This window comes from Zavarzinia sp. (assembly GCF_041650655.1).
In the GTDB taxonomy this organism is placed as follows: domain Bacteria; phylum Pseudomonadota; class Alphaproteobacteria; order Zavarziniales; family Zavarziniaceae; genus Zavarzinia.
In genome coordinates this window covers 1-12,788 of the sequence record NZ_JBAZKR010000102.1, presented here as the reverse complement: position 1 = coordinate 12,788, position 12,788 = coordinate 1, and the positions used below count along the sequence as shown (strand labels likewise).

Genomic DNA, 12,788 nt, shown 5'->3' with positions numbered 1-12,788 from the left:
TCAGGCGCAGCACCAGCGTGTCGCCCGAGCGGTCCTCGGCCGGGGTCCTGGTGTCGGAAACGGTGAGGACGGCGATGCGGACCGGGCGGAAGAGCCGGCTCTCGTCAACCGGCATTCCGCTTGGTCCCGGTGCGGATCGCCTCGCGGTCCTGCGGCACATACATGGGCCAGCCGCCGGAGGCCGCGGCATCCAGGGTTTCCAGGGTCTGGCCCAGGCGGGCCTGGTAGATCCAGAAATTGGCCAGGATCCGCTCGATGAACAGGCGGGTCTCGGCGGCCGGGATGCTCTCGATGAAGAGCAGGGGGTCGCCGTTGAACTTCACCTCGTCCAGCCAATGCTGGGCCGCGCCGGGGCCGGCGTTATAGGCGGCGGCGACCAGGAACAGATTGGAGCCGATCGAGGGATTGCCCATCAGCATTTCGAGGTAGGCCTGGCCCAGGCTGAGGTTGGTCTCGGGCTCGGTCAGGCCGGCCAGCTTGCGGCCGAGGTCGATGCCGCGGCGATCGGCGACGATGCGCGCGGTCGCCGGCATGAGCTGCATCAGGCCGAGGGCGCCGACCGGGCTGCGCGCCCGGACGTTGAAGCCGGATTCCTGTTTGGCGAAGGCGAAGAGCAGGGCGCGATCGACGCGAAGCCCGTCGGCCGGGCGCCATTGCGGCACGGGATAGCGGCCGCCGGCGCTGCTGACGTCCACCAGGCCGAGCTGCACCGCGATCGCATCGACGCCCGAGGTTTCGGTCGGCGCCAGGCGGGCACGCACCAGGCCCAACTCGGCACTGGCCAAGTCCTCCTGGCCGACGGCGGCAAGGGCCGCGGCACGCTGGATCGCCGGATCCTGGGCGAGCGAGCCGAGCGCGCGGCCGTCGATCTGGCCGAGTTCGGGGGTCGCCGTGATGTCGCGGCCGAGCAGGCGGGTCGCCATCAGGCCGTAAAAGGTATTGGGATAATTGGCGGCCTGGGTCAGGTGGTCGAGCACCCGCTCCGGCTTGCCGGCGACGAGATCGGCCCGCGCCGCCCAGAAGGCCGCGGCCGAGACGACCCAGACCGAGACATTGTCGGCTTCCGCCAGGGCAGAGAAATGAATGCCGGCGTGCGCCGCGTCGCCGAGCCGCCAGGCGGCCAAGCCCGCGGTCCAATCGGCCATGGGGATGTCGGCCCGCGAACGGTCGGCCACGCCGGCCGCCATGTCATAGGCGTTGCGGTCGTCGCCGTTCCGGTAGAAGGCATAGGCGATGTCGGCCCGGGCGACTTCCAATTGGTCGGGATCGAGGCGGCCGCCCACCTTGGGCTCGTCCAGCAATTGCGCCGCCTGGTCCGGCCGATCGGCCCGGAGTGCCGCCGCGATGCGCGGCGCGATCGCCCGGGTGACCCCGGCCCGGGTCGCGTCGAGCCGGCCGAGCGGTTCGGCCGGCATCATGTCGAGCGGGGATTCCAGGGCGCCGAGGGCGGTGGCATTGGCGGGGCGAAGGAAGCTGCGGGTGTCGCCGGCGCCGGAAGGATTGCCTTCGGCGGCCAGGGTCTCGATGTCGATGGCGCCGGGCAGGTCGCCGTAAGCGGCGAGCCAACGCGCCAGTTCCCCTCGGCTCGCCTTGTAGCGGGCGGTATCGAGGTAACGCTCGTGCAGCAGGTGGCCGACCAGCAGGAGATTGCCGAGTTCGCCCACCAGGCGGTCCGCCTCGGCGTAGTCGCCGCGGCGCTGGGCCGCGAAGGCGGTGCGGTAGCGGGCGAGATCCTCGTTCGACAGATTGTGCAGGCGGGGGACGGAGACAACCGCGGGCGCCGGTGCTTCGGCCGCGGCGTCGGTCGCGGCCCGGAGCGGCGCCGGTGCCAGCACCGCGCCCATGCCGATGGCCAGTGCCGCGCCGGCACAGAACATCCGCCTGCCGCGTGCCGATCGATCGGCGCTCGTACCCCTTGGACGCCTGACGGTCATGTCCACCCCACAAAGTCCCCGGGCGACTTTAAGTCAGGCTTGGGTTCCTGCCAAGGCCTGGAGCGAGCCGGGGCTTCAATGGCCGTCGAGGCGGCGGCGGACGGCCAGGAGATCGCGCCAGGCGTCGCGCTTGGCCAGCGGCTGGCGCAGCAGATAGGCGGGGTGCAGGGTCGGCATCACCGGGATGCCGTTCCATTCGTGCCAGCGCCCGCGCAGCCGGGTGATGCCTTCGGTCGTGGCGAGCAGGGTGGCGGCCGGCGTGCCGCCGAGCAGGACCAGGACCTTGGGTTGGGAGAGTTGGATCAGGCGCTCGACGAAGGGTTTGCAGGTCGCGGTCTCGATCGGGTCGGGCTTGCGGTTGGCGGGCGGGCGCCAGAACAGGATGTTGGCGATATAGGCATCGCGCGTGCGGTCGCGCCCGATCGCCGCCAGCATACGGTCGAGCAATTGGCCGGCACGGCCGACGAAGGGTTTGCCCAGGCGGTCCTCGTCGGCGCCGGGGGCTTCGCCGATCAGCAGGAGGTCGGCCCCGGCGACGCCGTCGGCGATCACCGTGTTGGCGGCGCCGGCCTTCAATGGGCAGCCCTCGAAGCCGCGAATCGCTGCTTCGAGGGCGGCTATAGTGTCGCAGGCGGCAGCCAGGCTGCGCGCATTGGCGACGGCGGGGGCCTGTTCGGCCGCGGGCGAGGGGCGGGGCGGCGGCGGCTGGAAGGCGGGGCGGAGCGCGGCCGGCGCCGAGGCGGACGCGACGGCGGCCGGCCGCGCCGCCTGGGCGCGTGACGCCTCGAAACGGTCGATCGGCAGCTCGCCGATCGCCTCGTCGACGCCGACCGACAGATACCAGTCGAGAATTGCCCCAGAATCTGCGAATTGATCCATGGATTGACAATAGCACGCGGGATATGTTCCCGCTTCACGACTTCGGGGGCCGATGGCCCGGGCCACAAACGATCTTAGGGTGCAGGAGGAGGTTCATGGAACGCGAGGCGATGGAGTTCGATGTGGTCATCGTCGGCGCTGGGCCGGCGGGCCTCTCGGCGGCGATCCGGTTCAAGCAGCTCTGCGCCGAGCAAGGCAAGGACTATACCGTCTGCGTGATCGAGAAGGGTTCCGAGGTCGGCGCCCACATTCTCTCGGGCGCGGTGCTGGATCCGAAGGCGCTCAATGAATTGCTCCCGGACTGGAAGGAGCGCGGCGCGCCCCTGAACACCCCGGTGACCGAGGACAAGTGGCTGGTGCTGACCGAGAAGAAGGCGATGTCGCTCCCGGGCTTCATCATGCCGTCCTTCATGCACAACCACGGCAATTACATCGTCAGCCTGGGCAACGTCTGCCGCTGGCTGGCGGCCCAGGCGGAAGAACTGGGCGTCGAGATCTACCCGGGTTTCGCCGCGGCCGAAGTGCTCTATCACGAGGACGGCTCGGTCAAGGGCGTCGCCACCGGCGACATGGGCGTCGGCCGTGACGGCCACCACAAGGACAGCTACACCCCGGGCGTCGAGCTGCACGCCAAATACACCTTCTTCGCGGAAGGCGTGCGCGGCAGCCTGTCGAAGCAGATCATCCAGCAGTTCCATCTGCGCGAGGGCAAGCAGCCCCAGACCTACGGCATCGGCATCAAGGAATTGTGGCAGATCGATTCGGCCAAGCATCACCAGGGCCTGGTGATGCACGCCCAGGGCTGGCCGCTCGACCGCAAGACCGCTGGCGGCGCCTTCCTCTACCACCTCGAGGACAATCAGGTCGCGGTCGGCTATGTCGTCGCCCTCGACTACTGGAATCCCTATCTCTCGCCCTTCGAGGAATTCCAGCGCTTCAAGACCCACCCCGAGATCCGCGGCTTCTTCGAGGGTGGCAAGCGTATCGCCTACGGCGCCCGCGCCATCAACGAGGGCGGCTATCAGTCGATCCCCAAGCTGACCTTCCCGGGCGGCGTGCTGATCGGCTGCTCGGCCGGCTTCGTCAACGTGCCCCGCATCAAGGGCAGCCACAATGCGATGAAGACCGGCATGATGGCCGCCGAAGCCGCCTTCGAGGCGCTGGAAGCAGGCCACGAGGGTCACGACGAGCTGACCGCCTATGCCAATGCCTTCTCGACCAGCTGGGTCGCCAAGGAACTCCACACGGTCCGCAACGTCCGCCCGGCGCTCAAGTGGGGCACGGTGAAGGGCACGATCTACGGCGGCTTCGACATGTGGATGAGCCATCTCGGCCTGTCGCTGCCCTGGACCCTCGGCCACCATCCGGACAACACCAGCCTGGTCAAGGCCAAGGACGCGCCCAAGATCGCCTATCCGAAGCCGGACGGTAAGATCAGCTTCGACCGCCTGTCGTCGGTGTTCCTGTCGAACACCAACCACGAGGAAGACCAGCCGATCCACCTGACGCTGAAGGACCCGACGGTTCCGATCCGCATCAACCTGGCCGAATACGACGCGCCCGAACAGCGCTACTGCCCGGCCGGCGTCTACGAGATCGTGGGCCAGGACAAGGGCGAACCCAGGCTGCAGATCAACGCGCAGAACTGCGTGCACTGCAAGACCTGCGACATCAAGGACCCGACCCAGAACATCAACTGGGTGGTGCCGGAAGGCGGCGGCGGCCCGAACTATCCCAACATGTGAGGGACGGGGATCGGCTTTTGGCAACGGAACTGTTGCAAAGGGGCTTCTGCGGTTAAATTGGCCACCATGAAGAACGGTTCCAAGTTACGGCGGGGCGGTCGCGGCCGCCTCGCGGTGGTCGGCCTCGTGGCCGGCCTGCTCGTATCCGGTTGCAGCGCGACCAGTTCGGCAACCACCGAGGCGGGCGATGCCGCCAGCCTCGACACGATCGAGGTGCACAGCCTGACCGGGGCCTATCTCTCGGCCCGGCAGGCGGGTGGGCAGCAGGATGCTTCCGCCGCAGCGCTCTTCTATGCCGCGGCGTTGAGGCTCGACCCTGGCAACGGCGATCTCCGCCGCCAGTCGATGATGGCCTCGCTGCTGGTCGGCAATTATGTCGACGCCGCGGCCCAGGCCGAGATCGTTGCCCGTCTGGAACGCGAGGACCAGGTGGCCCCCATCCTGGCCGGCATCGCCGCGCTGCGCGTCGGCCGCTATCAAGATGCGGTCGATCGCCTGGGCAAGCCGCGGCAGTCCACCCGCGGGCTGGACATCACGCCGCTGATCGCGGCCTGGGCCTTGCAGGGCCTGGGCAAGACGGACGAAGCCTTCGCCCGCCTCGCCTCGATCGGCAGCGAACCGGTGTTGCAATCCCTGATCCTGTTCAATCGCGCCCTGATCGCCGAGGCGGCGGATCGGCTCGATGTCGCCCGCGACGCCTATGCCGCCCTGCTCAAGGCGCCGGGCGGCGTCACCGTGCGCACCGTGCTGGCCGAAGGGGCCTTCCTCGAACGCCGCGGCGAGAAGGCGGGGGCGCGCGCCCTCTACCAGGCGGCGCTGAGCGGCGGCGGCAATCGCACGATCGCCGCGGCGCTGGCCCGGCTCGACCGCGGCGAGGCGCCGACGCCGCTGGTCTCCACCCCGGCCGAAGGGGTGGCGGAGGCGATGTACTCGATCGCCAGCCTGCTGTCGCTCGAATCCGCCAACGAGCCGGTCCTCGTCTATCTGCGCATGGCGCTGATGGCGCGGCCCGATTTCCCCGAGGCACAGGCCCTGCTGGCCGATGCCTTCGAAAAGGTCGGCGACAAGGCCCAGGCGGCCGAACTCTATCGCACCATGCCGGCCGATTCGCCGCTGCGCGCGGCGTCGGAGATTCGTTATGCCCTGCTGCTCGCCGACGGTGGACAGTCGGACGCGGCGCTCGCCCTGCTGAACCAGCGCATCGCCGCCAAAGCCGACGACCTCGACGCCCTGGTGGCCAAGGCCGATGTCCTGCGCCAGCGCGAGGATTTCGCCGCGGCGGCGGATGCCTATGGCGCCGCCATCGCGGTACTGGGCGAGCCGGACCCGTCGTCCTGGTCGCTCTTCTTCTCGCGCGGGATCTGCCTCGAACGGACCAAGCAGTGGGGACGCGCCGAAACCGACCTCCTGAAGGCGCTCGAACTCCGCCCGGACCAGCCGAGCGTGCTCAACTATCTGGCCTATTCCTGGGTCGAGCAAGGGCGCAACCTGAAGCGTGCCGAGACCATGCTGGTCAAGGCTGCGGCCGACCGGCCGGACGACGGCTATATCGTCGACAGCCTGGGCTGGGTCTTCTTCCGCCAGGGCCGCTTTGCCGAGGCGGTCACCCAGCTCGAGAAGGCGGTCGCGCTGAAACCCGGCGATCCGACCATCAACGATCACCTGGGCGACGCCTATTGGGCGGTCGGGCGCAAGCTGGAAGCCGAATTCCAGTGGCGCACGGCACTCGCCCTGAAACCGGCCGAGGACGAGAAGGCGGTGATCGAGGAAAAGCTCGAAAAGGGCCTGCCGCCCGAGCGACTGGTCCCCGGTGCCGATTGAGGGGCCACTCGTGACCGAGGCCGTCCCTGCGATCGAGGCGGCCTCGGCCCCGGCGAAGATCAATCTCTATCTTCATGTGACCGGCCGGCGGGCCGACGGCTATCACTGCCTCGAATCGCTGGTCGCCTTCGCCGAGGCGGGCGACCGCATCGAGGCGCTGCCGGCCGAGACGCTGTCGGTCACCATCACAGGGCCTTTTGCCGCCGCGGTGGGCGGAGCCGACGACAATCTGGTGATGCGGGCGGCGCTGGCCTTGCGCGATGCCCTGGGTATCGAGGCGGGTGCCGCCCTCCGTCTCGACAAGCGGCTGCCGGTGGCGGCCGGGCTCGGCGGCGGCTCGGCCGATGCGGCGGCGACGCTCCGCCTTCTCCAACGGTTGTGGGGCAAGCGGCTGGAGGCCTCCGCCTTGCACGATTTGGCGCTTCGCCTCGGGGCCGACGTGCCGGTCTGCCTCGCCGGGCGTCCCGCCCATATGGCGGGCATCGGGGAAGAGGTGACGCCGATTGTCGCAGGCCTGCCCGCCTGCGGCATCGTCCTGGTCAATCCCGGCGTCTGCCTGGCGACACCCGCGGTGTTCCGTGCGCTCGCCGGCCGGTTCGGCCCGGCCGACCGGCTCGACCCGGTTCCGGCCGATCTGGCGGGTCTGGTCGCGGCCTTGGCGGCGCGGCGGAACGACCTGGAAGCGCCGGCGATCGAAGTCTGTCCGGCGGTCGCCGAGGTGCTGGCGCTGCTTCGATCCGTGCCGGGCGTGCTGCTTGCCAGGATGAGCGGTTCCGGGGCAACCTGTTTCGGCATTTGCGCCGACCGGGCGTCGGCCTCGGACGCGGCCGAGGCGGTCAGGCGGCAACGACCGGACTGGTGGGCCGCCGGCGGGGGATTGTGGAACGGGCGGGAGGCGCCTTGATGGCTTGGGGGCGCCTTCTGGCACCGGGGAGATGGGCGGCGGTCCTGGCGATCGCCGGCGCAGTCGTGCTCGGCGGCTGCGCCGGGGGCAACGCGCCGGCATCGGTTCGTACCAATGCCGACATGTCGGACGTCGAGCGGACCTGGTATCAGGCGATCGTGGTCCTGCCGCCGCAGACGCCGGACGGCGACGTCACGGTGCGCCGCATGGCCGACGTGCTCGCCGATCCGCCCAAGCCGGCGCGGCCGCTGACCACGGTGATCTACCTCCACGGCTGCACCGGCATGGGCGATCTCTCGATCCTGCGGTTCCTCGCCGGTGCCGGTTTCGCGGTGATCGCGCCGGATTCGATGGCGCGGCGTTTCCGCCCGCTGCAATGCGACCCGGCCACCGGGCGGGGCAGCTTCAATCTCTTCGTCTACGACTTCCGCCAGACCGAACTCGCCTTCGCGCTCCATCAAGCGGTGCGGGTGCCCTGGGTCGACAGCGGCGACCTCTTCCTGCTGGGCGGCAGCGAGGGAGGGGTGACCGCGGCGCTCTATCGCGGCGACGATTTCCGCGGCCGCATCGTCGCGGCCTGGACCTGCCATGGTGCGCCGCTGGTGGCGGGCCTCTCGGCACCCCAGGGGGAACCCGTGCTGTCGATCGTCTCGGCCGGCGATCCCTGGTACGCCGATGGTGTCGCCGTCGGCCAGGCCGGCGATTGTTCCTCCTTCATGGGCGATCATCCCAACGCCCGTTCGATGGTGCTGCCGGCGGCGGAAGGCCACGCGGTGCTGGCGAGCCCGGTGGCCCGCCAGGCGATCCTCGAATTCCTCAGTGCCTGGCGGAAACGCTGACCTTCCCCCGCATTGGGTCTTCCGGCCGCTTGTGAGGCGCAGCCCGAGCCCCTAGCCTCGAAGAAAATACGCCGGGGGAGAGGCATCCATGACCGAACTCGCTGCCGTCTGGCAGGAGCTTTACGCGCGTCCCGATTTCTGGGGGTTCATCTCCATCCCGATCGTCGCCGCGGTGGTCACTTGGGGCCATGTCTGGATGGCGATCCAGATGGTCTTCTACCCGATCGATTTCGTCGGTCTGCTGCCGCCGCTGCTCGGCTGGCAGGGCATCATCCCGCGCAAGGCCGAGAAGATGGCGGGCATCGTGGTCGACAAGACCCTGTCCAAGCTCGGTTCGGTCGGCGATTTCCTGACCCAGATGAATCCCGAGCTGATCGCCGCCTATGTCGCCAATGCGATCGAGCGGCGGATCGAGGAAATCGTCGACGAGGTGATGGAAGAGCACAACAAGGTGCTGTGGCAGAACCTGCCGCGCATGGTGCGCTCGCGCGTCTACAACCATGTGCGCGAGAAACTGCCCGACGTCATGCTGGAGATGATGATGGAGATCATGGCCGAGGTCGACAATCTGGTCGACCTCCGCGCCATGGTGGTGCGCCAGATGGCGGCCGATCGCGGCTTGATGGTGCGCATGTTCCGGGAGGTCGGTTCGAAGGAATTCAAGTTCATCGTCAACATCAGCTTCTGGATCGGCCTCGGCTTCGGCTTCGTGCAGATGGGCCTGTTTTATTTCGTGCCCGCCCATTGGCTGCTGCCGCTCTATGCCGCCGTGCTCGGCCTGGTGACCAATTGGGTGGCACTGGCCATGGTGTTCCGGCCGCTGAACCCGGTGAAACTCGGGCCCTGGAAGATCCAGGGCGTGTTCCTGAAGCGCCAAGTCGAGGTGGCCGAAAAATTCGCCGAACTCTCGGCCAACGAGATCCTCACCATCGGCCGCATCACGCGCGAGATCATCACGGGGAAACACGCCGCCCGTACGCGGCTGATCGTCAAGCGTCACCTGATGCCGATCCTGGAATCGCCGGTCGCCCGCGCCACCATGCAGGTGGCACTGGGGGCCGAGGCCTATGCCGCCATGCGGACCACGGTGGCGGACAAGTCGGCCGACCTCGCCCTCGACCCGATGGAGGACGAGCGCTTCAACAAGGACCGCGCCAAGGTCCTGCAGGGCAAGCTGGCGGAGCGGATCCGCGCGCTCTCCTCGGCCGAATTCCAGGACATGCTGCGCCCGGCCTTCCAGGAGGACGAATGGATCCTCCTGGTGCTGGGCGCCGTCACCGGCCTCGCCGCCGGCACGGCCCAGCTACTGCTGGGGTTCCAGTGACGGGCGGAGCCCGGCCCAGGGGGCGGCCTTCTCGATCTGTGCCGCTAGGCGGAACAGCAGCCCTTCGGCGCCGAGCCTGGCGGTGAACTGGACCGCCCGCGGCAGGCCCTCGGCATCGAGGCCGACGGGGATCGAGGCAGCCGGCTGGCCGGTCATGTTGGCGAGCCCGGTAAAGGCCGTGTAGCGGCCGATCGCAGCGACGAAATCGCCGATGTCACCCGGGCTCAGCGACAGGACGCCGAGCTTGGGCGGGGCATCGGGCAGCAGCGGCGTCAGCAGGAGGTCGAAGCGGCCATGGTCGAGGAATTCCGCCATGCGCCGGCCGGCATTGTGGATCGCCGCCATGCCGTCCAGGTAATGGGTGGCGGGCAGGGTGGCGCCGCCCGCCGCCAAGAAGGCGGTCACGGGTTCCAGCAGGTCACCCGCCTCGGCCTTGCCGAGCGCCTGGAGTCGAAGCCCAACGGCGCGTGCCACATTGGCGGCGATCAGGCCCTGCTGCGCCGCGCTCAGCGCCGGGCCTTCGACCGGCAGGCGCTCCACTTCGACGACCTCGTGACCAAGGTCTTCCAGGATCCGGCACATCTCGGCCACCGCCTCGACGGCCGGGGCGGCCAGTGCCGCCGGATTGGGCGCGCTCAGGCAGAGGGCGATGCGAAGCCGGCCGACCGGGGCACCCACTTCGGCCGCCCACGGCCGCTGCGGCCCGGGCGAGACGTAAGGATCGCCCGAGACGATGCCCGCGGTGGCATCCAGCAGGGTGGCCGAATCGCGGACACTCCGGCCCAGGGCATGGACGGTCGACATGCTGCCCCAGCCTTCGGCGGCATCCGGTCCCATGGTGATGCGCGCCCGGCTCGGCTTCAGGCCGAACAGCCCGCAGCAGGCGGCGGGAATGCGGATCGAGCCGCCGCCATCCGAGGCATGGGCGAGGGGGATGACGCCGGCCGCCACCACGGCCGAAGCCCCGCCGGAGGAACCGCCGGAAGTCCGCGACGGGTCGTAGGGGTTGCGCGTCCGCCCGGTCAGGGCGTTCTCGGTCGTCGAGGTCAGGCCGAATTCGGGCGAGGCGGTGCGTCCGAACAGCACGAAGCCGGCGGCGCGGTAACGCTCGACCAGGATACTGTCGTGGTCGCAGGTGAAACCGTCGTAGATCCGGCTGCCGTTGGTCAGCGGCCAGCCGGTGACATGGGCGTTCATGTCCTTGATCAGCATGGGAACGCCGGTGAAGGGACCCTTGGGCAGGCCGGCAGCGATCTGGCGCCGGGCACCCGCCTCGTCCAGGAAGGGCACCGCGTTGATCACGGGGTTGACCGCGGCGAGGCGGACGAGGGCGTGATCCAGCAATTCGTCCGGCGTCGTCTCGCCCCGGGCGACGAGGTCGGCGAGACCCAGGGCGTCCTGGGCGGCATAGGTTTCGGCACTGATCATTCCGGGCTCCCCTCCCGCAGGAATTCGCGGATTGGTCCGCTTGTCGTCGGGAACCGCAGCTTGGGCCAGGCGTTGCGCTTAGGCAACGGCGTGGCCCGGAATACCCACCTGCGATCGAGGGCATTGGGGCCGTCGCTTCGATATGATAGGTCTTGCCCATGAGCATTGTCTGGCTGCGACGACGAACCCCTTGCCTGCCCGGGCCGAACGCCCGGCGCGCAGGCCTGTGCCCGTGCGCCTGCGCGCGCGGGTTCTGATCGCCGGGGCCGGCCGCACCGCCGCCCGGCCATTGTCCGACAGCGGGGCCAGACCCCCAGTGCAGCTCTGATGCCATGACCACCCTGATGCAGGAACGGCCGGAAGACGGACCGGCCATCGAAGCCCTGATCGACACCGCCTTCGGGCCGGAACGCTTCAAGAAGACCGTCTATGTCTTCCGCGACGGCGTCGACCCGGTGGCGGATCTCTCTTTCGTCGCCTACGACCAAGGCAAGCTCGTCGGCACGCTCCGCTTCTGGCCGATCCTGGTCGGCGGCACGGTGGACGCCTTGCTGCTCGGCCCGCTCGCCATCGACCCGTCGAGGCGGGGGCAGGGCATCGGCGCCGCCTTGATGTGGCACGGCCTGGCCGAGGCGCAGCGGCGCGGCCACAGGATCGTCATCCTGGTCGGCGACTTCGACTATTACGTGAAATTCGGCTTCCGGCGCGAACCCTGCGCCCGGCTGGAATTGCCCGGCTGGGTCGACCGCAAGCGCTTCCTCGCCCGCGCCCTGGTGCCGGGTGCGGTCGACAATCTCTCCGGCATGATCGAGAAGTGGGTCCCGGCGGACCAACGCCGGCGCGACGTCGCTTAAGGATTCCTCGAAGTTCGCTTCGGCATTTCCGAATTTTTCACCTTCGCGACGACGGGCATCGTCGCGAAGGTGAAAACATTCGCTGTCGACTCGGTCTATGCTTGCCGCCCGCGAGTGGCTCAAAGGGGAGAATGATGTCCAATCACCTCAAGTTCTATATCGACGGTGCCTTCGTCGACCCGCTGGTGCCGGCGACCCTAGACGTCATCAATCCGGCGACGGAAGAAGCCTATACGCAGATTTCAGTCGGCACCGCGGTCGACGTCGACCGTGCCGTGGCGGCCGCCCGCGCGGCCTTTCCCCGCTTCGCCAAGACGCCGCAGGCGGAACGCCTGGCGCTGCTGAAGCGCATTCTCGAGATCTACAACGCGCGCTACGAGGACATCGCCCGGGCGGTGAGCCAGGAAATGGGGGCGCCGCTCTCCTTCGCCCGCGCGGCCCAGGCCTGGGCCGGTCAGGTCCATCTGGAAGCGACCATCAAGGCGCTCGAGGACTTCGTCTTCGAATATCCCCGCGGCAGCACGCGGATCACGCTGGAGCCGATCGGCGTCGTCGGCATGATCACGCCGTGGAACTGGCCGCTCAATCAGATCGTCTGCAAGGTGGCGCCGGCGATCGCGACCGGCTGCACCATGGTGCTGAAGCCGTCCGAGATCGCGCCGATCTCCGGCATCGTCTTCGCCGAGATCATGCATGAGGCGGGCGTGCCCAAAGGCGTGTTCAACCTGGTGAACGGCACCGGGCCGGACGTCGGGCAGGTGATCGCGTCCCATCCGGGCGTCGACATGGTCTCCTTCACCGGCTCGACCCGGGCCGGCATCATCGTCGCCAAGTCGGCGGCCGACACCGTGAAGCGGGTCGCCCAGGAACTGGGCGGCAAGTCGCCCAACATCATCCTGCCCGACGCCGACCTGGAAGCGGCGGTGACCGCCGGCGTCGGCGGCTGCTTCGGCAATTCGGGCCAGTCCTGCGACGCGCCGACCCGCATGTTCGTGCCCGCCGAACGCCATGCCGAAGCGCTGGAAATCGCCCGCGCCGCGGCCGAGACCCACAAGGTGGG

The 12,788-nt window shown here is 69.0% G+C and carries 10 protein-coding genes and 1 pseudogene; 7 read left to right on the top strand and 4 right to left on the bottom strand.

Annotated features, from left to right (window positions below):
- The 3 genes and pseudogenes from WC493_RS18395 to WC493_RS18385 all read right to left on the bottom strand — a co-directional run.
- Positions 1 to 115 (bottom strand): annotated as a pseudogene (locus WC493_RS18395) (molybdenum cofactor biosynthesis protein); the annotation flags it as partial.
- A complete protein-coding gene (locus WC493_RS18390) occupies positions 105 to 1,877 on the bottom strand; it encodes a lytic transglycosylase domain-containing protein (RefSeq protein ID WP_373067135.1) in 1,773 nt (590 codons plus the stop codon). The gene WC493_RS18390 and the pseudogene WC493_RS18395, both read right to left, overlap by 11 nt.
- A gap of 132 nt (positions 1,878 to 2,009) precedes the next feature.
- Positions 2,010 to 2,813, bottom strand: a complete 804-nt coding sequence (locus WC493_RS18385) for a uracil-DNA glycosylase family protein (RefSeq protein ID WP_373067133.1) — start codon at positions 2,811 to 2,813, stop codon at positions 2,010 to 2,012.
- 95 nt (positions 2,814 to 2,908) lie between these two features.
- On the opposite strand from WC493_RS18385, the gene WC493_RS18380 reads away from it, so the two are divergent.
- From WC493_RS18380 to WC493_RS18360, 5 genes are all read left to right on the top strand, one after another.
- On the top strand, positions 2,909 to 4,558 hold the full coding sequence (locus WC493_RS18380; RefSeq protein ID WP_373067132.1) for an electron transfer flavoprotein-ubiquinone oxidoreductase: 1,650 nt from the start codon (positions 2,909 to 2,911) through the stop codon (positions 4,556 to 4,558).
- A 66-nt stretch (positions 4,559 to 4,624) separates the two neighbouring features.
- Positions 4,625 to 6,379 (top strand): tetratricopeptide repeat protein, encoded by a 1,755-nt coding sequence (locus WC493_RS18375; RefSeq protein WP_373067131.1) that lies wholly within the window; start codon positions 4,625 to 4,627, stop codon positions 6,377 to 6,379.
- A gap of 10 nt (positions 6,380 to 6,389) precedes the next feature.
- Positions 6,390 to 7,283 carry a 4-(cytidine 5'-diphospho)-2-C-methyl-D-erythritol kinase gene (locus tag WC493_RS18370; protein ID WP_373067129.1) on the top strand — a complete coding sequence of 298 codons (894 nt, stop codon included), beginning with the start codon at positions 6,390 to 6,392 and terminating at the stop codon, positions 7,281 to 7,283.
- The gene (locus WC493_RS18365; protein ID WP_373067128.1) at positions 7,283 to 8,122 is read left to right on the top strand and encodes a hypothetical protein; all 840 of its coding nucleotides are present in this window, start codon (positions 7,283 to 7,285) and stop codon (positions 8,120 to 8,122) included. Before WC493_RS18370 ends, WC493_RS18365 begins: the two co-directional genes overlap by 1 nt.
- An 88-nt stretch (positions 8,123 to 8,210) precedes the next feature.
- Positions 8,211 to 9,446 carry a hypothetical protein gene (locus WC493_RS18360; RefSeq protein WP_373067127.1) on the top strand — a complete coding sequence of 412 codons (1,236 nt, stop codon included), beginning with the start codon at positions 8,211 to 8,213 and terminating at the stop codon, positions 9,444 to 9,446.
- On the opposite strand, the gene WC493_RS18355 is transcribed toward WC493_RS18360, so the two are convergent.
- Positions 9,426 to 10,874 carry an amidase gene (locus tag WC493_RS18355; protein WP_373067126.1) on the bottom strand — a complete coding sequence of 483 codons (1,449 nt, stop codon included), beginning with the start codon at positions 10,872 to 10,874 and terminating at the stop codon, positions 9,426 to 9,428. The two genes, WC493_RS18360 and WC493_RS18355, sit on opposite strands and share 21 nt — an antisense overlap.
- 332 nt (positions 10,875 to 11,206) lie before the next feature.
- Between WC493_RS18355 and WC493_RS18350 the strand changes: the two genes are divergently transcribed.
- On the top strand, positions 11,207 to 11,728 hold the full coding sequence (locus tag WC493_RS18350) for a GNAT family N-acetyltransferase (RefSeq protein ID WP_373067124.1): 522 nt from the start codon (positions 11,207 to 11,209) through the stop codon (positions 11,726 to 11,728).
- A 134-nt stretch (positions 11,729 to 11,862) separates the two neighbouring features.
- The coding region (locus tag WC493_RS18345) for an aldehyde dehydrogenase family protein (protein ID WP_373067123.1) at positions 11,863 to 12,788 on the top strand (926 nt) is incomplete at its 3' end.

Coding starts and splice junctions, on each gene's coding strand:
- WC493_RS18390 (WP_373067135.1), bottom strand. CDS start 1,877: ATGTTCTGTGCCGGCGCGGCACTGGCCATCGGCATGGGCGCGGTGCTG.
- WC493_RS18385 (WP_373067133.1), bottom strand. CDS start 2,813: ATGGATCAATTCGCAGATTCTGGGGCAATTCTCGACTGGTATCTGTCG.
- WC493_RS18380 (WP_373067132.1), top strand. CDS start 2,909: ATGGAACGCGAGGCGATGGAGTTCGATGTGGTCATCGTCGGCGCTGGG.
- WC493_RS18375 (WP_373067131.1), top strand. CDS start 4,625: ATGAAGAACGGTTCCAAGTTACGGCGGGGCGGTCGCGGCCGCCTCGCG.
- WC493_RS18365 (WP_373067128.1), top strand. CDS start 7,283: ATGGCTTGGGGGCGCCTTCTGGCACCGGGGAGATGGGCGGCGGTCCTG.
- WC493_RS18360 (WP_373067127.1), top strand. CDS start 8,211: ATGACCGAACTCGCTGCCGTCTGGCAGGAGCTTTACGCGCGTCCCGAT.
- WC493_RS18355 (WP_373067126.1), bottom strand. CDS start 10,874: ATGATCAGTGCCGAAACCTATGCCGCCCAGGACGCCCTGGGTCTCGCC.
- WC493_RS18350 (WP_373067124.1), top strand. CDS start 11,207: ATGACCACCCTGATGCAGGAACGGCCGGAAGACGGACCGGCCATCGAA.